Below are 18,676 nucleotides of genomic sequence, written 5' to 3'. Positions count from 1 at the left end.
CTCACGCCCCGGTCCACGCCGCCGCGATCCGCGCGGCGAGCCGTACGTTCCCGCGGACCGCCGCCAGGTTGGCGCTCAGCGAGGCGCCGTCCGTGTGCCGCACGAGATGGCTCAGCAGGAACGGGGTGACCGCCTGCCCTGTGATCCCCTCCTCCTCGGCCGCCCGCAACGCGTCGGCGAGCACCCGCGCGTGGAGGTCGGGATCGAGCTGCTCCGCCTCCGGCACCGGGTTGGCGACGATCAGCGCCGACTCCGGCCCGTCGAGCGCGTCCTGGGCCCGCATGACCTCGGCGACCTCGCCGGGCGACCGCAGCGTCCACTCCACGGGGTGCCCGGAGTCGGAGAGGTAGAAGCCGGGGAAGCGGTCCGTGCCGTACCCGGCGACCGCGACACCCAGTGTCTCCAGCCGCTGCAGGGTCGCCGGCACGTCCAGGATCGATTTCACGCCCGCGCACACCACCGTGATCCGGGTGCGCGCCAGCAGCCCCAGGTCGGCGGACTCGTCCTGTGTCGTCGTCCACTCCCGGTGCACCCCGCCGAGACCGCCCGTCGCGAACACCCGTACGCCCGCCAGGGACGCCAGCAGGGCGGTCGCCGACACCGTCGTCGCGCCGCTCATCCCGGAGGCCACCGCGAGCGGCAGGTCCCGATGGCCGAGCTTGCGGATGCCGTCCTCGTTCGCGACCCGCTCCAGCTGCTCCTTGTCGAGGCCGATGTGCGGCCGCCCGTCGAGCACGGCGATGGTCGCCGGTACGGCACCCTCCTGCCGTACGACGTCCTCCAGCTCCAGGGCGACCCGCAGGTTGCGCGGCCGGGGCAGGCCGTGCGCGATGATCGTGGACTCGAGCGCCACCACGGGGCGACGCGCGTCAACCGCGTCCCGCACCTCTTCCGACACCACCAGCACGCGCTTGCCTCCTGTCAGTCGTTCCCTCTCATCACTGGCGGCCGACGCGTCCGGCCAAACCCTTGCGACCTGTGGTGAGGGACACCAGCCTGGGGAGCATGACGGACAACACGACACGTCTCGACCACGTCGTCCTCTGGGTACGGGAACCTGTGGCCGCGGCCGACTTCTACGAGACGGCCGTCGGCCTGGCACCCGTACGCCTGACCGAGTACTCCGAGGGAAAGGTGCCCTTTCCCTCCATGCGCGTCAACGACGAGACCATCCTCGACCTCATGCCGGTCGGCTCGGCGGAGCGCATGAGGATGCTGCCCGGCGCCGCCGACAGCGCCGGCCATCCCGTCAACCACGTGTGCCTGGCCCTGCCCGGCGACCGCTTCGAGCACCTGCGAACCCGGCTGGAGGAACGGGAGGTCCCGGTCTCCGACCTGTCGTACGACTCCTTCGGCGCCCGAGGAGCGGCCCGGCGCAGCTTCTACTTCCGGGACCCGGACGGCAACATCTTCGAGGTCCGGCACTACGACCCGTACGACCACGACTAGTGCCGCGGCAGGCACCGTTTGCCCGTCGAGGAGCGGCGTCCGGTGCGTGCTCCCGGCGTGCCGGGCGTACGTCCTCGTACGGGATGCACTCGGGCTTGTGCCCGGTGCGCCGAGAGTGCGTGCTAGTGCCGCGACGGGCAACGTTTGCCCCGTCGCGGCACTAGCACGCACAGCCGCACACGGGTCAGAACAGCGGCTCGGGCAGCACTCCCTCCAGCGCCAGCAGCTTCCGCTTGGCCTCCAGCCCGCCGCCGAACCCGCCGATGCCCCCGTCGCTCTCCACCACCCGGTGGCACGGCACGACCACCGGCAGCGGATTCGACCCCATCGCCACGCCCACCGCCTGGGCCGCGCCCGGTTGCCCGACCCGGCGGGCCAGGTCGCCGTAGCCCACGACCGAGCCGTAGGGCACACCGGAGGCCAGCTCCCGCAGCACCTGGCGGTTGAAGCCGGAGACCAGCGACCAGTCCAGGGGCAGTTCGAAGACCTGCCGGTCACCCGCGAAGTACGCCTCGACCTGGCCTATCGCCTCGGCCAGCGGCGGGGCGAGCGGGGCCTCGACGGGCCGGGTGCCCAGCCGGGACGCGAGGCGGTCGAGCGCCGTGTCGCGGACCGTGTCCGTGGCGTGGAACACGACGTTCACCAAGCCGTCGTCCGTCGCGGCCAGCAGCAGCGGACCGATGTCCGTGCCCACGACGGCCCACACGACCTGATGCCCGTCCTGCCCGTGGTTGTTCATGCGACCACGGTACGGCCCGCCACCGACAACGCCCGCGGCGTGCGCCGGCTCACCGGACGCACGCCGCCGGAGGAGCATCACCCCTCCCGGTCGTGAGCGGTCAGTCCCGTGTGGCCTCCTCGACCACGTCCGGCTTGTTCGTGATGATGCCGTCCACGCCGTACTGCGCGACCTTGCGGGCGTTCTCCGCGTCGTTGACGGTCCAGGTGAGCATCTCCAACGGCTTGCCGTGCGGACCCTCGAAGGCGTGGATCGTGGCGACGTAGGAGCGTGAGATCGTCGTGTAGGAGGAGTTGATCTGGTCGGCGAAGGTCGCGTACTCCGGCAGGTCCGCGACGGCCGGGGTGCCGAGGAAGGCGGTCCTCACGCCCGGGCTCAGCTCGTGCACCCGCCGCACCGTGTCCGGACTGAAGCTCTGCACCACCAGGCGGTCCCGGAGGTGCTGGGGCGTCAGCCAGCCCTCGTCGGCGAGCACCTTCAGGGTCTGCTGTTCGATGCCCGGATACAGTTGGGGGTTCTTGATCTCCAGGACGAGCTTCTGATGATTGCGTGTCACCCGCCTCATGTACTGCTGCAGCGTCGGCACGCGCGCGCCCGCGTAGCGCGTGTCGAACCAGCTGCCCGCGTCCAGACGGGCGATCTCGGCGGCGGTGAAGTCGCGTACGTTCCACGGCGCGCGGTCCGGAAACACCTGCTCGACATCGGTGGTGCGGGCCAGCGTCGCGTCGTGGACGACGACGAGCGCGCCGTCCTTGGTGCGCTGGACGTCGTTCTCGACCCAGCTGAAGCCCATCTCGTCGGCCCTGTCGACGGCGGCCAGGGTGTTCTCGGGCGCGTAGGCGGAGGCCCCGCGATGCGCCACGACCATCAGGGTGTCTGCGTGCGTGGCCGCCTGGGCGGCCGAAGTGGGGAGCAGGAGGCCGGCGGCCCCCATGAACGCGGCGGCCGCGGCGGCAACTGCGCGCACATGCATGCGTACTCCTCGCGTCGATCGGTCACGGTCAGCTCAAGAGTGACAGCAGCGAGTCAACGGGAGAGGGGGTACAGGATGGCCATGAATTGAATGGAGTTGCCCAAGTCCGCACACGGGCGCCGCACAAGTGGGGCAAGGCCGTGTTTCTTTGCCGGAAAATCGTTCGACCATTCCGGTGGGGGCCATACTCTCTGCGACAACCCTGACCGTCGTGGCGGACCCGGGGGCGGGGGCAGTACGGCACATCCAGGGACGCGACAGGGCGGGAAAGGCAGCCGCGGATGCAGGGCACCGTCGACGGCTTCAGCTACGGACTCGTGACACCGGTGGCGGCCTACCTCATGGCCTGCCTCGGAGGCGCGCTCGGCCTGCGCTGCACCACCAGATCGATGCTGGCCGACGGACGCCTGCGGATCGGCTGGCTGACGCTGGGCTCGGCCGCCATCGGCTCCGGGATATGGACCATGCACTTCGTCGCCATGATGGGGTTCAAGGTCCTGCAGACCCCGGTCCACTACGACCCGCTGACCACGTTCGCGAGCCTCGCCGTCGCGATCGTCATGGTCGGCATCGGCATCTTCATGGTCGGCTCCGAAGGAGCGACCGGGGCCGCGCTCTTCACCGGCGGCACGATCACCGGCCTCGGCATCGCCTCCATGCACTACCTCGGCATGGCCGGCATGCGCCTCAACGGCACCCTCGAGTACAACACCGTCACCGTTGCCGCCTCCGTCGTCATCGCCGTGGTGGCCGCGATCGCCGCGCTGTGGGCCGCCGGACAGGTCCGCGGCTTCCTGTGGAGCGTCGGCGCGAGCCTCGTCATGGGCATCGCGGTCAGCGGCATGCACTACACCGGCATGGCCGCCCTCAGCGTCCACCTGCACGGCGCGGCCGACGCCGCCCCCGCCGACGGCTCGTCGTCCGCGGCCCTCCTCGCCCCGCTGATGATCGGCCCGCTGGTCTTCCTGCTCCTGGCGGGCGTCGTGGTGATGTTCGACCCGTTCATGATCATGGGCAGGCTCCACGGCACCCCCGCCGAACGGCGGCCCGGAGTCCCCACCCACGCCTGCGCGCACACCGACCGGCGCCCCCTCGCCGGCACCGGCCGCCCCCTCCGGCCCGCCGAGCACGAACACCGCGCACCAGGCCTGCGCACCCCGCAGAACCGCTGACCCGACCCCGTTGTCAGTGCGGGGTCGTACGGTGGATTCATGCGGCCCGTTTCCAAGATCGAACGCACGGTGGCGCCCTTCGAGGTCGTCAGCCCCTACCAGCCGAGCGGCGACCAGCCCACCGCCATCGCCGACCTTGCCCGGCGCATCGAAGCCGGTGAGAAGGACGTCGTCCTGCTCGGCGCGACCGGCACCGGCAAGTCCGCCACCACCGCGTGGATGATCGAGAAGCTCCAGCGTCCCACCCTGGTGATGGCGCCGAACAAGACGCTGGCCGCCCAGCTGGCCAACGAGTTCCGCGAGCTCCTGCCGAACAACGCGGTCGAATACTTCGTCTCGTACTACGACTACTACCAGCCCGAGGCGTACGTCCCGCAGTCGGACACCTACATCGAGAAGGACTCCTCGATCAACGAGGAGGTGGAGCGGCTGCGCCACTCCGCGACCAACTCTCTGCTCACCCGCCGGGACGTCGTCGTGGTCGCCTCCGTGTCCTGCATCTACGGCCTCGGCACGCCCCAGGAGTACGTGGACCGCATGGTCCCCCTCAAGGTCGGCGAGGAGATCGACCGGGACGAGCTGCTGCGCCGCTTCGTCGACATCCAGTACACCCGCAACGACCTGGCGTTCACCCGCGGCACCTTCCGCGTCCGCGGCGACACCATCGAGATCTTCCCGGTCTACGAGGAGCTCGCGGTCCGCATCGAGATGTTCGGCGACGAGATCGAGGCCCTCTCCACCCTGCACCCCCTGACCGGCGAGATCGTCAGCGACGACGAGCAGCTGTACGTCTTCCCCGCCTCCCACTACGTCGCCGGACCGGAACGCATGGAGCGGGCCGTCAACGACATCGAGAAGGAACTGGGGGAGCGCCTCGCGGAGCTGGAGAAGCAGGGCAAGCTCCTGGAGGCCCAGCGCCTGCGCATGCGCACCACGTACGACATCGAGATGCTCCGCCAGATCGGCTCCTGCTCCGGCGTGGAGAACTACTCGATGCACTTCGACGGCCGTGAGCCCGGCTCCCCGCCGAACACCCTCCTCGACTACTTCCCGGACGACTTCCTCCTCGTCATCGACGAGTCCCATGTGACCGTCCCGCAGATCGGCGCCATGTACGAGGGCGACGCCTCCCGCAAGCGCACCCTCGTCGACCACGGCTTCCGGCTGCCGTCCGCCCTCGACAACCGCCCGCTGAAGTGGGAGGAGTTCCAGGAGCGCGTCGGCCAGACGGTCTACCTCTCGGCCACCCCGGGCCAGTACGAGCTGTCCCGCTCCGACGGCCAGGTCGAGCAGATCATCCGCCCCACCGGCCTCGTCGACCCCGAGGTGGTCGTCAAGCCCACCGAGGGACAGATCGACGACCTGGTGCACGAGATCCGGGTGCGCACCGAGAAGGACGAGCGGGTCCTCGTCACCACGCTCACCAAGAAGATGGCCGAGGACCTCACCGACTACTTCCTGGAACTCGGCATCCAGGTCCGCTACCTGCACAGCGACGTCGACACCCTGCGCCGGGTCGAGCTGCTGCGCGAGCTGCGCGCCGGCGAGTACGACGTCCTGGTCGGCATCAACCTCCTCAGAGAGGGCCTCGACCTGCCCGAGGTCTCCCTGGTCGCGATTCTCGACGCCGACAAGGAGGGCTTCCTGCGTTCGGGGACCTCCCTCATCCAGACCATCGGCCGCGCCGCGCGCAACGTGTCCGGCCAGGTCCACATGTACGCCGACAAGATCACCCCGGCGATGGAGAAGGCCATCGACGAGACCAACCGCCGCCGGGAGAAGCAGGTCGCGTACAACAAGGCCAACGGCATCGACCCGCAGCCGCTCCGCAAGAAGATCAACGACATCGTCGCCCAGATCGCCCGCGAGGACGTCGACACCGAACAGCTGCTCGGCACGGGCTACCGCAAGGGCGGCAAGGACGGCAAGGGAGCCAAGGCCCCGGTGCCCTCCCTCGGCGGCAAGGCGGCCAAGTCCACCGCCGGCAAGGGCAGGGCCAAGGAGACCGTCCCCACCGACCGCCCGGCGGCCGACCTCGCCCAGCAGATCGAGGACATGACGGAGCGGATGCGCGCGGCAGCCGCCGACCTGCAGTTCGAGATCGCCGCCCGGCTGCGCGACGAGGTGTCCGAGATGAAGAAGGAGCTGCGGCACATGAAGGAGGCGGGCCTGGCCTGACGGGCCCGAGGGGCGCCGGGTGAGAAGAGGTCCCCCGGCGCGGCGCACTGTGTTGCAAGACCGACACAAAGTGCGACACAGGCTGCGGCGATGTCAGTGCCGCTGCGTAAGGTGCTGCACATCCGCGGAGTCCGCGGCAACAGGGGACAGTTCGAGAGGGGAATCTGCACGTGACCGTCAACATGACCAAGGGTCAGGCCATCAGTCTGCAGAAGAACGACGGAGGCAGCCTGACCGCGGTCCGTATGGGTCTCGGCTGGCAGGCTGCCCCCCGGCGCGGCCTGTTCGGGTCCCGTACCCGTGAGATCGACCTCGACGCCTCCGCCGTGCTGTTCGCGGACAAGCAGCCCGTCGACGTCGTCTTCTTCCGCCACCTGGTGAGCGACGACGGCTCCGTCCGTCACACCGGTGACAACCTGGTCGGCGGTGTCGGCGCGGGCGGCGACGACGAGGCGATCCTCGTCGACCTGGCCAGGGTCCCGGTCCACATCGACCAGATCGTCTTCACCGTCAACTCGTTCACCGGCCAGACCTTCCAGGAGGTGCAGAACGCGTTCTGCCGTCTGGTGGACGAGACCAACGGCCAGGAGCTGGCCCGCTACACGCTCGCGGGTGGCGGCCAGTACACGGCCCAGATCATGGCCAAGGTGCACCGTGCGGGTAGCGGCTGGCAGATGACGGCCATCGGCGCGCCCGCCAACGGCCGCACCTTCCAGGACCTGATGCCGGCGATCCTGCCGGTCCTGTAGGCAGGGCAGCCCGACGCATCACGCAGCAAGCGACACAGGGGGACGAAGTCGATGACGGCCGAGCTGGTCCGGGGGCAGAACCATCCACTGCCCGAGGCCCGACTGGAGATCCGCGTCTCGGCCGGCACGCCGATCGTCGCCGGGGCCACCCTCGGCGACGAGCACGGCAAGGTGCACGGCGTGGAATGGGTGGCCCACCCGGGCGCGCCCACCCTGCCCGGCCTGGAGGTCTCGAAACAGGCGGCGGCCGACCACCGCCTCGCGGTGGACCTCGACGCGCTGGCGCCGTCCGTGCACCGGGTGACCGTGCTGCTCGCGCTGCCGACGACAACGGGCGGCCCGGCCCGCTTCGGCGCGGTCGCCGCCCCGTTCCTCGCGGTCACCGGCCTCGACGGCACCGAGGTCGCCACATACACCATCACCGGCCTGCAGACGGAGACCGCCGTCGTCGCCCTGGAGCTCTACCGCAGGCAGGGCGCCTGGAAGGTCCGGGCGGTCGGCCAGGGCTACGCGGGCGGCCTCGCGGAACTGCTCACCGACCAGGACCTCCCCGAGGCCCGACAGCTCGCGGCCGGCATCCACGAGGCCGTCGCCCACGGCCTCGCCCGCTCGGTGGCGGCACCCCCGCCCCGGGTGCCGGACGCCGAGCGCCCGCGGCAGACTCCCGCCCCGGCGCTGGGCCCCGACCAGACCCACGGCACGGGCACCGCCCCCCAGGGCGCTCCGCCCCACCTCGTCGGGCAGCACGCCGGCACCGCGCCGCACGACCCGTCCGCCGACACCCAGCCCACCGCCCCCATGGCCGGCGGGCCCGTCAACTACACCCACCCCGGCCGGCAGACCACCGCACCGCCCCCGCCCCCGCCGACCGCGCCCCCGGCGGAGCCCGGCCGGCCCGCGCAGCCCGTCGCCGGGGACGCGACCGGCTGGTCGATGGACGAGCGGCTCTACAACCAGGTGTGGGGCATGTTCGAGGACCTGGCCCGCACCACCGCCGCCTACCGCAGCGCCGTCGACTTCGCCGAGTCGCGCATGGAGCAGGAGCTGGACCGGGTCCTGTCCGACCCGCGCAGCCGCATCAGCGGTCAGGGCGACGCCGCGCGCGAGGCCGCCCGTGCCAAGCACGCTCAGCTCGTCGACCAGGCGCGGGCCGCCCTCGACCGTGACCTCGCCCAGCTGCGGGCCGAGGCCGACGTCGTGGAGCCCGCGCTGCCCACGGCGTACGCCCGCTGGGACAACCCGGTGTGGCACGGCTACCAAGTGCCGATGGAGGTCCCGATGGCCCTGCGCCTGGGCGACCTGCACCTGCCGGAGAGCGACGGACTGCGCATCCCCATGCTGGTCCGGCTGCCGCTGGAGCGGGGCCTGTGGATCGACGCCAGCCGTTCCGGCTCCGGTGACTCCTTCGCCGACCCCGGCGAACTGCGCCGTCTCGCCCTGGACACCGCCGTGGCACTCGCCGCCCGGCTCCTCGCGGTGTACCCGCCGGGTGAGTTCAGCGTCCACGTCCTCGATCCGGCCGGCGCCGGAGCGACCGCGCTGGCACCGCTGACCCAGCCGGGCGTCCTCGCCGGACCGCCCGCCGTCGGCGCCGCGGGCGTCGCGGACGTCCTGGGGCGGCTCACCCAGCGGGTGGACCTCGTGCAGATGGCGGTCCGCGGCGGAGCCGCCGACGCGCTGCCGCCCGGCTTCGACACGGCCGAGCAGCTCCTGATCGTCAACGACTTCCCGCACGGCTTCGACGACCGGGCTGTGACCCAGCTGCGCTACCTCGCGGACGAGGGTCCCGCCGTCGGCGTCCATCTGATGATGGTCGCCGACCGGCAGGACGCCGTCGCCTACGGCCCGTTGCTCGACCCGCTGTGGCGTTCGCTGCTGCGACTCACTCCCACCCCGGACGACCACCTGGCCGACCCCTGGGTCGGGCACGCCTGGACGTACGAGCCGTCGCTCGTCCCGCCGGGCAGCCGCGTCCTCCAGCAGGTACTCACCCAGGTTGCGGACGCCCGCCGCTCCTGGAACCGGTGAGCGGAGTCCGGCCCGATCTCCATCAAGACCTAGTAAAGCCGCCCTGAACTGCGGTTTTGATGCTTTCTTTGCTTACCCCTTTACCTATTCTTGGTGAATAGGTATGCTCTTCTGAGCGGAGGGGAGTACTCCCTGCTTACTGCGGCGTACCCGTCAATACGGATCAGACAGATCCCGGGGCGTCGGCCCGGCGGCACCAGGCGTTGTGGAAGGCCCTGGAGGACCGGGTGGAAGAGACCTCCGGTAGCGATGACGCTGCAATTTGCCGTTACGTACTGCCGGAGGCGCAGTGGATGTTTCCACGACCCTGTGGGTCCTGACAGTGGTGGGCCTTGCCGCCCTCATCGCGGTCGACTTCTTCATCGGCCGCAAGCCACATGACGTGTCGATCAAGGAAGCCGGAATCTGGACGGTCGTCTGGATCGTCCTGGCCGCCCTGTTCGGACTCGGACTGTTCGTCTTCGCCGGCGGCCAGCCGGCCGGAGAGTTCTTCGCCGGCTTCATCACCGAGAAGTCGCTGAGCGTCGACAACCTCTTCGTCTTCGTCCTGATCATGGCGAAGTTCGCGGTGCCGTCGCAGTACCAGCAGCGGGTGCTGCTGATCGGTGTGCTGATCGCCCTGGTGCTCCGCGCGATCTTCATCGCCGCCGGCGCGGCGATCCTCGCAAGCTTCGCCTGGGTCTTCTACATCTTCGGCGCGTTCCTGATCTACACCGCCTGGAAGCTGATCCAGGAGGCCAGGGCCGGCGAGGAGGACGAGGACTGGGAGGAGAACAAGCTCCTCAAGGCCGCCGAGAAGCGCTTCGGTGTCGCCGACCGCTACCACGGCACCAAACTGTGGATCGAGCAGAACGGCAAGCGCGTCATGACGCCGATGCTCGTCGTGATGCTCGCGATCGGCACCACCGACGTCCTCTTCGCCCTGGACTCGATCCCGGCCATCTTCGGTCTGACCCAGGACCCGTACATCGTCTTCACGGCCAACGCGTTCGCGCTGATGGGTCTGAGGCAGCTGTACTTCCTCATCGGCGGGCTGCTGAAGAAGCTGGTCCACCTGTCCTACGGTCTGTCGGTCATCCTCGGCTTCATCGGCGTCAAGCTGGTCCTGCACGCGCTGCACGAGTCCGGCGTCCACGTCCCCGAGATCTCCATCCCGGTCTCCCTCGGCGTGATCTGCTCGGTCCTGATCATCACCACGATCACCAGCCTCAGGGCCTCCAGGAAGCAGTCGGCGGCCGAGGCGGAGCAGCAGAAGACCGAAGGCGCCGAGAAGGACAGCGTCGAGGCCTGACGGCGGCCGCCGCACAGCACAGCCACGATCGAAGGGGCCCCGCCCACCGAAGACGCGGATCCACGGCGTCGACCGGAGTGCGGGGCCCCTTCACGTCTGAAAGGATCACCGTATGCTCGCTCGACTCCGGTCGCTCACGGCGCGATGGACCGCCGCCGTCCCGGTGGCCGCGGTCGTCCTGCTCGCTCTGACCTGGGGGCGTGATCTGCCCGGGGTGCTCGTCGCCCTGGTCACGCTGGTGCTCGCGGGGGCGGTGCTGTCCGCCGTCCACCACGCCGAGGTCGTCGCCCACCGGGTCGGCGAACCGTTCGGCTCGCTGGTCCTCGCGGTCGCGGTGACGATCATCGAGGTCGCGCTGATCGTCACGCTCATGGCGGACGGCGGCGACAAGAGTTCCACGCTCGCCCGGGACACCGTCTTCGCGGCGGTGATGATCACCTGCAACGGCATCCTCGGCCTGTGTCTGCTCGTCGGCTCACTGCGCCACGGACTCGCCGTCTTCAACCCGGAGGGCACCGGCGCGGCCCTCGCCACGGTCGCGACCCTGGCGACCCTCAGCCTGGTGCTGCCCACCTTCACCACGAGCAAGCCGGGCCCGGAGTTCTCCACGGCCCAACTCACCTTCGCGGCACTGGCGTCACTGCTGCTCTACGGACTCTTCGTGGCGACCCAGACCGTACGCCACCGCGACTACTTCCTGCCGATCACCCGACAGGGTGAGGTGATCACCGCCGACGACCACGCCGAGGCGCCGACCTCCCGCACCGCCGCCATCAGCCTCGGACTGCTCGGCCTCGCGCTCGTCGGCGTGGTCGGCCTCGCCAAGGGCGTCTCCCCGACCATCGAGTCCGGTGTACAGGCCGCGGGACTGCCGCACGCCGTCGTCGGTGTGGTCATCGCCCTGCTCGTGCTGCTCCCCGAGACCATCGCCGCCCTGCGCGCCGCCCGTCGCGACCGCGTCCAGACCAGCCTCAACCTCGCCCTCGGGTCCGCGATGGCGAGCATCGGCCTCACCATCCCGGCGGTGGCCCTGGCCTCGCTCTGGCTCTCCGGTCCCCTCGTCCTCGGTCTCGGCGCGACCCATATGGTGCTGCTCGCCCTGACCGTCGTGGTGGCCTCGCTGACGGTGGTGCCGGGACGGGCGACGCCGCTCCAGGGCGGGGTGCACCTCGTCCTGTTCGCGGCGTACCTGGAACTCGCGGTGACCCCGTAGCGGAAGCCCGCCCGACAGGCTGCGGGCAGGCTGCGGTGCCGCGCCCGACCCGTTGCGGGCGCTCCCGACCTGCCCGCGGGGCCCGGCCCGCTCACCCCGCCGTGGCTTCCGCCGCCTCCGGGGTGGCCCTCGGTACCGGCCGGGTCTCCGGCAGCAGGGCGAAGCAACCGAGGCTCAGCAGGGCGATCCCCGTCAGATAGGCGCCGACACCCCAGGGCACCCGGCCGCCCTGGGACAGGGCGGTGGCCACGACCGGGGTCAGGGCGCCGCCGAGGACCCCGCCGAGGTTGTAGCCCACGGCGGCTCCCGTGCAGCGCACCCGTGGCTCGTACAGCTCCGGCAGGTACGCGGCGATGACGGCGAACATCGTGACGAACGCGAGCATCGCCACCAGGAAGCCGAGGAACATGAGCAGGGGTTCACCCGTCGACAACAGCGCTACCAGCGGGAACATCCACAGCACGGTGGCGGCGCAGCCGGCCAGGCACAGGGTGCGCCGTCCGTACCGGTCGCCGAGCACGGCCGCCAGCGGGGTGAGAGCGCCCTTCACCACCACGGCACCCATGACACACGTCAGCATGACGGTACGGCTCATCCCGAGCCGCTCGGTGCCGTAGGCGAGGGACCAGGTCGTCACCGTGTAGAACACCGCGTACCCGACGGAGAGCGCTCCGGCGGTCAGCAGGACCAGCCGCCAGTGGTCGCGCACCACCTCGGCGAGCGGTACGCGCGCGTGGTAGTCGAGTTCCAGGAACCGCGGGCTCTCCACGAGCGACGTGCGCAGCCACAGCCCGGCCACGGCCGGCACGGCCGCCGCCCAGAACGGCACCCGCCATCCCCAGGAGGCGAACTGCGTGTCCGTCAGGGCCGTCGCCAGCGCCAGCAGCACCCCGTTGGCCAGCAGGAAGCCCACCGCGGGACCGATCTGCGGGAAGCTCGACCACAGTCCGCGCCGGTCGGCCGGCGCGTGCTCCGCCGTCAGCAGCACCGCCCCGCCCCACTCCCCGCCCAGCCCGAGGCCCTGCAGGAAGCGCAGGACGAGCAGCAGGAAGGGGGCGGTGACACCGATCGAGTCGAAGGTGGGGACGCAGCCGACGGCGACGGTCGCACCGCCGGTCAGCAGCAGGGACGCGACGAGGACCGGGCGCCGCCCGTGCCGGTCCCCGATGTGCCCGAAGAGCACCGAGCCCAGCGGCCGGGCCACGAAGCCGACCCCGAACGTCGCGAAGGCCGCGAGGGTGCCCGCCAGCGGCGAGAACGTCGGGAAGAACAGCGGCCCGAGGACGAGGGCCGCCGCCGTCCCGTAGACGAAGAAGTCGTAGAACTCGATGGCCGTCCCGGCGAGCGAGGCGGCCGCGAGTCGCGGCATGGAGGGCGGGTCACCGTCGCGTGCACTGTGCATGCAGTGCCAACCACCCGCCGTGACACGTGGTTACGGGGCGCGCGGAGGCCCGCCCGAGGCGTTGTGTCCCGGGCGGCGTCAACCGTCGTCAGTAGGTGACGGTGATGCGCCGGGCGGGACCGTCCACCCGGACCGTGCCGCCGTAGGGCATGACGACCTGCGGATCGGTGTGTCCGAGGTCCACGTCGAAGACGATCGTGGTGTCCGGGGCGTACACCCGCAGCGCGCGCAGCACCGCCTCCCGCTGGCCGGCGGCGTAACGCTCCGCCTCTCCAGGGCTGTTGGGCTTCTCGAAGGACCAGCTCTTGGGGCGGCCCATCAGCAGTGCGGAGAAGCGCCCGAGCAGCCCGCGCTCACCCATGTTCCGCAACGTCCGGAAGACCTCCTCGCCGCCGGGCAGTTCCTCCGAGGTCTCCAGGAAGAGCACGCCCCCGTCGAAGACGGACAGGTCGCGCGGCACCTCGCGGTCGGCCATCAGCAGCCGGCCCACGATCTCCAGACAGCCGCCCCAGGCGCGGCCCTCCACCACGCGGTCGGCGTTCACCCAGGTCCATCCGGCGCCGGGCCGGCTCTGCGGCTCCGCGTCGAAGGTCGCCGGGTCCGCCCAGTCGCGCTCGATGTCGTTGAAGCGCTCGGCGGGCCGCAGTTCGTACGGCCCCGGGGTGAACAGCGCGGCGCGCAGCGACTCGGCGGTCACCGGGTTCATGGCGCCTGGCCGGCCCAGCGAGGTCATCACGGTCCCGCCGTGGTAGCCGACGATCCCGGTGCCGTACAGGAAGGCCAGCAGGTTGGTGTTGTCACTGACCCCGAAGAACGGCTTGGGGTTGGCCCGGATCAACTCCCGGTCCAGCAGCGGCAGGACGGTGATCTGGTCGTCGCCGCCGATGGAGGTGAACACCGCCTTCACGTCCGGGTCCGCGAAGGCCGCGTGGACGTCGTCGGCCCGCTCCCGGGGCGTCGACCCCATCCTCCGGGTCGCCGGGTACTCGACCGGTTCGAGCCCGTACTCCTTCCGCAGCCGCTCCAGGCCGAGTTCGAAGGGGCGGGGGAACAGTCCGGGCAGACCGGCGCCGGGTGAGACGACGGCCACGCGGTCGCCGGGCGACGGCTTCGGGGGATACACGGGCATGGTCATGGCGGGAGGCTAGGGCCTCTCACCAGCGCGTCGCATCGTGATAAACCGGGTCCCAGCAGCGGCCCCGCGGGCCGCCCACCCGAACGGACCGGAGGAACCGTGCCCCGCAGCCTCGCCAACGCCCCGATCATGATCCTCAACGGGCCCAACCTGAACCTGCTGGGCCAGCGGCAGCCCGAGATCTACGGTTCCGACACGCTCGCCGACGTGGAGGCCATGTGCGCCAAGGCCGCCGCCGCGCACGGCGGCACGGTCGACCTCAGGCAGTCCAACCACGAGGGCGAACTGGTCGACTGGATCCACGAGGCACGGCTGCACCACTGCGGGATCGTCATCAACCCCGGCGCCTACTCGCACACCTCCGTGGCGATCCTGGACGCCCTCAACACCTGTGACGGCCTGCCCGTGCTGGAGGTGCACATCTCCAACATCCACCAGAGGGAGACGTTCCGGCACCACTCGTACGTCTCGCTGCGCGCCGACGGCGTCATCGCCGGGTGCGGGGTGCAGGGTTATGTGTTCGGCGTGCAGCGGGTGGCCGCGCTGGTGGGCGCGGCCACGGCCGACGCCTGACGGCCGCGCGTCCGTCGACGACGCGCGGCCACCGCCTCACAGACGGCCCGACTCCACGATCCGCCGCAGGAAGCGCCGGGTGCGCTCCTGCCGCGGCTCGCCGAAGACCTCCTCGGCGGTCCCGCGCTCCAGCACCACCCCGCCGTCCAGGAAGCAGACCTGGTCGGCGACATCGCGGGCGAAGCCCATCTCGTGCGTGGCGAGGACCATGGTCATGCCCTCGTCCTTCAGGTCCCGGACCACGGTGAGCACCTCGCCCACCAGCTCCGGGTCGAGGGCGGCGGTGATCTCGTCGAGGAGCAGCAGCCGGGGCCGCACGGCCAACGCGCGAGCGATCGCCACGCGTTGCTGCTGTCCGCCGCTCAGCCGGTCCGGGTACTCCCCGGCCCTCGTGCCGAGCCCCAGCCGGTCGAGCAGCTCACGGGCCCGTTCCTCCGCCTCCGCCCGGCCCACGCCGTGCACCCGGCGCGGGGCGAGGGTGATGTTCTCCAGGACGGTCATGTGCGGGAACAGGTTGTACGACTGGAAGACCACGCCGATACGGCGCCGTACGGCGTCCTGGTCGACCCGCGGGTCGGTGATCTCCTCGCCGTCCAGCCAGATCGCCCCGTCGTCGATCTCCTCCAGCAGGTTGGCGCAGCGCAGCAGCGTCGACTTGCCGGACCCGGAGGCGCCGATCAGCGCGGTGACGGTGTGCGGGGCGACCTCCAGGTCGACGTCCCGCAGGACGGGCGAGGCGCCGAAGGCCTTGCGCACGGACTCCATCCGCAGCACGGGGGCGCCGGACACCTCGGACGCCTCGGCCGCCTTGGGAGCGTCGCTCATATCGTGCCTCCCTGGGCCCGCCGCCGGTCCATCCGGGCCGTGACCCAGTCGGTGAGGCGGGTCATCGGGATGGTGAGGGCGACGAAGACCAGTCCCGCGACGACGTACGGCGTGTAGTTGAGGCTGCGGCCCACGATGATGTCGGCGGCGCGCACCGCGTCGACCGCGCCGCCGATCGAGACCAGACCGGTGTCCTTCTGCAGCGACACCAGGTCGTTGAGGAGCGGCGGCACCTGACGGCGCACCGCCTGGGGCAGGACGACGTGCCGCAGCGCCTGCCGGTTGGTGAGGCCCAGCGAGCGGGCCGCCGCGCGCTGCGAGGGGTGCACGGACTCGATGCCGGCGCGGAACACCTCGGCGACGTACGCCGAGTAGGTCAGCGTCAGCGCGGTGCCGCCGAGCAGGACCGGGTCGACGGTCACGCCCTGGAGGCGGAGCGCAGGGACTCCCAGGACCACGATCATCAGGTTGATGATCAGCGGGAGACCGCGGAAGAAGTCGGTGTACGCGGCGGCCAGCGCCCGCACCGGGAAGAACACCGGGCCGCGCAGGGTCCGCGCGACGGCGACGAGCATGCCGAGGACGAGCACGGCGGCACCGCACACCAGCAGCAGCCGCACGTTGAGCCAGAGCCCTTCGAGCACCTCGGGCAGTGCCTCGCGCGCGTACGCGGCGCTGAAGAACGTCTCCTTGGTGCGCGGCCAGCCGGGCGCGTTGACCACGACCACGTAGAGGACGACGGCCGTGACGAGGGTCGACAGGGCGGCGATGCCGGTGGCGCGACGGGACCGGGCGCGCTTGTAGCGCTCCCGTTCGAGCCGCCGCGCGGAGGGGACGTAGCCGTCGTCCCCGTCGGGCATGCCGCCGTCCTCGTCCGCGCCGTCCCGGCCCGGCTCCTCCTTCACGACGGTCACGTGAGCACCGGGGCGTCGACGGCGTCGGAGAGCCACTTCTGCTCGATCCTCGCCAGGGTGCCGTCCTCGCGCAGCGCGTCCACGGCCGCCGTCACGCACGGCGTCAGGGCGCTGCCCTTGTCGAGGACCAGGCCGAACTGCTCCGGCGTGCCGCCCTTGTTCTCGAACTGGCCGACGATCGTCGCGTCCGTCACCTCGGCCGCGGTGATGTAGAACGCGGTCGGCAGGTCGACGACGATCGCGTCGATCTGGCCGTTCTTCAGCGCGGACTTGGCCTGGTCGTTCTTGGCGTAGGCGGCGGGGTCCTGGGCGGGCTTCACCACGTCGTCGATGTAGTCGAGGCTGGTCGTGCCGACCTGGGCGCCCAGGTGGAGGCCCTTGAGGTCGGCGATGCTCTTCGCCTTCGCGGCCTGGGAACCCTTCAGCGCGATGACGGCCTGGCGCACGTCGTAGTACCCGGACGAGAAGTCCACGGCCTTCTTGCGCTCGTCGCTGACGGACACCTGGTTGATGTCGAAGTCGAAGGTCTTCTCACCCGGCGCGAACGCCTTGTTGAAGGGCACGGACTGCCAGACGACGTCCGCCTCGTCGTAGCCGAGCTGCTTCGCCACGGCGTACGCGACGGCCGACTCGAAGCCCTCGCCGTTCTTCGGGTCGTCGTCCTTGAACCAGGGCTCGTAGGCGGGGGAGTCGGTGGCGACGGTCAGCTTCCCGGACGTCTCGGTGCGCAACTCGCCCTTGGCGCAGGACGCCCCGGTCGCCGGGGCGGAGGCTTTGCCGGAGGTGTCCTCCTCCGGCTGCGGGGCGCACCCGACCGCGACCGCGGCGAACAGGGCGACGGTGGCGGCGGAGACGGCACGACGGGAAGGGCGCGGGGCTCGGAGGGCAGGACGCATGGCGGGAGACTGACAGCGTCACGTCTCGTTTGTCGAGGTCACGTCGGCAATTGTCCGCATAGTGGGAACGTGTGTTGCCATTCCGTGAACCCGTGCGAACAGGCTGCGCCGAGCGCCTGCGCACGGGCCTGGGCGACGCTCGCGTGCGCACGGCGGAGAACGCTGCGCGGGGTGGGTGCGGACGGTGCGCGGTGCGCGGGCGGGGCCGCCGGCCGAGGGCGGGGTTGGGAAGGCCGGCGGCCCGTCCGCGTGGGAGCCGTCATCCCGTGCGGACCTGTCCTCCAGTGGACTACGCCTGGGCGTGCGCCGGGAGCGCGCGCGTCACACCGGCGTGTGCGTTGTCTTCACACGGGGTGCGTGTGGGTGGGCTCAGCGCTCGCGTGCTCCCGCGCTCCCGCGCTCCCGCTCCACGGGGCGGCTCCACGCCTCGGCAACCTCCCTGCGGCGCGGGGGTGTTCACCAGCCCCGCGCGCGCCACTCCGGCAGATGCGGGCGCTCCGCGCCGAGCGTCGTGTCGTTGCCGTGGCCGGGGTAGACCCAGGTCTCGTCGGGCAGGGTGCCGAAGATCTTCGTCTCCACGTCGTGGAGGAGGCTGGCGAACGCCTCGGGGTCCTTGCGGGTGTTGCCCACGCCGCCCGGGAAGAGGCAGTCCCCGGTGAACACATGGGGATGTCCGTGCGGGTCGTCGTAGACGAGGGCGATCGAACCCGGCGTGTGGCCCACCAGGTGGCGCGCGGTCAGCTCCACGCGCCCGACCCGGATGGTGTCGCCGTCGTCGACGAGCACGTCGGTCGGCACCGGGATGCCCTCGGCGTCGTCCCGTCCCGCGTACGTACGGGCGCCCGTGGCCGCCACCACCTCGGCCAGGGCCTGCCAGTGGTCGCCGTGCTGATGCGTGGTGACGACGGACGCGATGCCGTCGTCACCGATCAGCGTGAGGAGGGTGCCCGCGTCGTTCGCGGCGTCGATCAGCAACTGCTCGTCCGTGGCCCGGCAGCGCAACAGATAGGCGTTGTTGTCCATCGGGCCCACGGCGACCTTGGAGATCATCAGGTCCGGCAGCTCGTGCACATCCGCAGGGCCGCCGACCTTCACCGCTCCGCTGTACGTCATGGCCGTCAGTCTAGGGCCCGCGCGAG

Annotated in this window: 17 protein-coding genes; 8 read left to right on the top strand and 9 right to left on the bottom strand. The window is 71.1% G+C overall.

Annotated features, from left to right (window positions below; translation table 11 throughout):
• Position 1: 1 nt before the first annotated feature.
• Positions 2-907 (bottom strand): pseudouridine-5'-phosphate glycosidase, encoded by a 906-nt coding sequence (locus tag GSY65_RS08420; RefSeq protein WP_159766727.1) that lies wholly within the window; start codon positions 905-907, stop codon positions 2-4.
• Positions 908-1,005: 98 nt separating this feature from the next.
• On the opposite strand from GSY65_RS08420, the gene GSY65_RS08415 reads away from it, so the two are divergent.
• Positions 1,006-1,449, top strand: a complete 444-nt coding sequence (locus tag GSY65_RS08415; RefSeq protein ID WP_201452475.1) for a VOC family protein — start codon at positions 1,006-1,008, stop codon at positions 1,447-1,449.
• 184 nt (positions 1,450-1,633) lie between these two features.
• Here GSY65_RS08415 and GSY65_RS08410 read toward each other — a convergent pair whose 3' ends face one another.
• Positions 1,634-2,188 (bottom strand): methylated-DNA--[protein]-cysteine S-methyltransferase, encoded by a 555-nt coding sequence (locus tag GSY65_RS08410; RefSeq protein ID WP_159766725.1) that lies wholly within the window; start codon positions 2,186-2,188, stop codon positions 1,634-1,636.
• A gap of 100 nt (positions 2,189-2,288) precedes the next feature.
• Positions 2,289-3,161 carry a glycerophosphodiester phosphodiesterase gene (locus GSY65_RS08405; RefSeq protein ID WP_159766724.1) on the bottom strand — a complete coding sequence of 291 codons (873 nt, stop codon included), beginning with the start codon at positions 3,159-3,161 and terminating at the stop codon, positions 2,289-2,291.
• Positions 3,162-3,442: 281 nt separating this feature from the next.
• Between GSY65_RS08405 and GSY65_RS08400 the strand changes: the two genes are divergently transcribed.
• The 6 genes from GSY65_RS08400 to GSY65_RS08375 all read left to right on the top strand — a co-directional run bounded on the left by GSY65_RS08400 (position 3,443) and on the right by GSY65_RS08375 (position 11,792).
• Entirely contained in the window at positions 3,443-4,333 is an 891-nt protein-coding gene (locus GSY65_RS08400; RefSeq protein ID WP_159766723.1) for an MHYT domain-containing protein, read from the top strand.
• A 39-nt stretch (positions 4,334-4,372) separates the two neighbouring features.
• The gene (gene uvrB / locus GSY65_RS08395; RefSeq protein WP_159766722.1) at positions 4,373-6,511 is read left to right on the top strand and encodes an excinuclease ABC subunit UvrB; all 2,139 of its coding nucleotides are present in this window, start codon (positions 4,373-4,375) and stop codon (positions 6,509-6,511) included.
• Positions 6,512-6,681: 170 nt separating this feature from the next.
• Positions 6,682-7,260 (top strand): TerD family protein, encoded by a 579-nt coding sequence (locus tag GSY65_RS08390; RefSeq protein ID WP_159766721.1) that lies wholly within the window; start codon positions 6,682-6,684, stop codon positions 7,258-7,260.
• 51 nt (positions 7,261-7,311) lie between these two features.
• Positions 7,312-9,288 carry a TerD family protein gene (locus tag GSY65_RS08385; RefSeq protein ID WP_159766720.1) on the top strand — a complete coding sequence of 659 codons (1,977 nt, stop codon included), beginning with the start codon at positions 7,312-7,314 and terminating at the stop codon, positions 9,286-9,288.
• Positions 9,289-9,577: 289 nt separating this feature from the next.
• Complete coding sequence (locus tag GSY65_RS08380; RefSeq protein WP_159766719.1) at positions 9,578-10,579, top strand: TerC family protein; 1,002 nt, start codon at positions 9,578-9,580, stop codon at positions 10,577-10,579.
• 112 nt (positions 10,580-10,691) lie between these two features.
• A complete protein-coding gene (locus GSY65_RS08375) occupies positions 10,692-11,792 on the top strand; it encodes a calcium:proton antiporter (RefSeq protein ID WP_159766718.1) in 1,101 nt (366 codons plus the stop codon).
• Positions 11,793-11,883: 91 nt separating this feature from the next.
• Here the strand turns inward: GSY65_RS08375 and GSY65_RS08370 are convergent, their stop codons facing one another.
• Positions 11,884-13,161, bottom strand: a complete 1,278-nt coding sequence (locus GSY65_RS08370; protein ID WP_159766717.1) for an MFS transporter — start codon at positions 13,159-13,161, stop codon at positions 11,884-11,886.
• Between the two features lie 121 nt (positions 13,162-13,282).
• Complete coding sequence (locus tag GSY65_RS08365) at positions 13,283-14,329, bottom strand: S66 family peptidase (RefSeq protein ID WP_159766716.1); 1,047 nt, start codon at positions 14,327-14,329, stop codon at positions 13,283-13,285.
• Between the two features lie 99 nt (positions 14,330-14,428).
• Between GSY65_RS08365 and aroQ the strand changes: the two genes are divergently transcribed.
• Positions 14,429-14,902 carry a type II 3-dehydroquinate dehydratase gene (gene aroQ, locus GSY65_RS08360; RefSeq protein ID WP_159766715.1) on the top strand — a complete coding sequence of 158 codons (474 nt, stop codon included), beginning with the start codon at positions 14,429-14,431 and terminating at the stop codon, positions 14,900-14,902.
• A 36-nt stretch (positions 14,903-14,938) separates the two neighbouring features.
• On the opposite strand, the gene GSY65_RS08355 is transcribed toward aroQ, so the two are convergent.
• The 4 genes from GSY65_RS08355 to GSY65_RS08340 form a co-directional block, all read right to left on the bottom strand.
• The gene (locus GSY65_RS08355) at positions 14,939-15,727 is read right to left on the bottom strand and encodes an amino acid ABC transporter ATP-binding protein (RefSeq protein WP_159766714.1); all 789 of its coding nucleotides are present in this window, start codon (positions 15,725-15,727) and stop codon (positions 14,939-14,941) included.
• Positions 15,724-16,641, bottom strand: coding sequence for an amino acid ABC transporter permease (locus GSY65_RS08350; RefSeq protein ID WP_159766713.1), 918 nt, complete (start codon positions 16,639-16,641; stop codon positions 15,724-15,726). The genes GSY65_RS08355 and GSY65_RS08350 overlap by 4 nt, the downstream gene beginning before the upstream one ends.
• The gene (locus GSY65_RS08345) at positions 16,638-17,537 is read right to left on the bottom strand and encodes an ABC transporter substrate-binding protein (protein ID WP_159766712.1); all 900 of its coding nucleotides are present in this window, start codon (positions 17,535-17,537) and stop codon (positions 16,638-16,640) included. Before GSY65_RS08345 ends, GSY65_RS08350 begins: the two co-directional genes overlap by 4 nt.
• A gap of 456 nt (positions 17,538-17,993) precedes the next feature.
• Positions 17,994-18,650 (bottom strand): MBL fold metallo-hydrolase, encoded by a 657-nt coding sequence (locus GSY65_RS08340; protein ID WP_159766711.1) that lies wholly within the window; start codon positions 18,648-18,650, stop codon positions 17,994-17,996.
• Positions 18,651-18,676 lie beyond the last annotated feature (26 nt).

It is taken from the genome of Streptomyces sp. HM190, assembly GCF_009857135.1.
Lineage (GTDB): Bacteria > Actinomycetota > Actinomycetes > Streptomycetales > Streptomycetaceae > Streptomyces > Streptomyces heilongjiangensis.
The sequence above is the reverse complement of the archived record's forward strand: the minus strand, read 5'-3'. Positions and strand labels throughout refer to the sequence as shown.

Coding starts and splice junctions, on each gene's coding strand:
- GSY65_RS08400 (WP_159766723.1), top strand. CDS start 3,443: ATGCAGGGCACCGTCGACGGCTTCAGCTACGGACTCGTGACACCGGTG.
- GSY65_RS08345 (WP_159766712.1), bottom strand. CDS start 17,537: ATGCGTCCTGCCCTCCGAGCCCCGCGCCCTTCCCGTCGTGCCGTCTCC.
- GSY65_RS08375 (WP_159766718.1), top strand. CDS start 10,692: ATGCTCGCTCGACTCCGGTCGCTCACGGCGCGATGGACCGCCGCCGTC.
- GSY65_RS08370 (WP_159766717.1), bottom strand. CDS start 13,161: ATGCCGCGACTCGCGGCCGCCTCGCTCGCCGGGACGGCCATCGAGTTC.
- GSY65_RS08365 (WP_159766716.1), bottom strand. CDS start 14,329: ATGACCATGCCCGTGTATCCCCCGAAGCCGTCGCCCGGCGACCGCGTG.
- uvrB (WP_159766722.1), top strand. CDS start 4,373: ATGCGGCCCGTTTCCAAGATCGAACGCACGGTGGCGCCCTTCGAGGTC.
- GSY65_RS08405 (WP_159766724.1), bottom strand. CDS start 3,161: ATGCATGTGCGCGCAGTTGCCGCCGCGGCCGCCGCGTTCATGGGGGCC.
- GSY65_RS08410 (WP_159766725.1), bottom strand. CDS start 2,188: ATGAACAACCACGGGCAGGACGGGCATCAGGTCGTGTGGGCCGTCGTG.
- GSY65_RS08385 (WP_159766720.1), top strand. CDS start 7,312: ATGACGGCCGAGCTGGTCCGGGGGCAGAACCATCCACTGCCCGAGGCC.
- GSY65_RS08355 (WP_159766714.1), bottom strand. CDS start 15,727: ATGAGCGACGCTCCCAAGGCGGCCGAGGCGTCCGAGGTGTCCGGCGCC.
- GSY65_RS08415 (WP_201452475.1), top strand. CDS start 1,006: ATGACGGACAACACGACACGTCTCGACCACGTCGTCCTCTGGGTACGG.
- GSY65_RS08340 (WP_159766711.1), bottom strand. CDS start 18,650: ATGACGTACAGCGGAGCGGTGAAGGTCGGCGGCCCTGCGGATGTGCAC.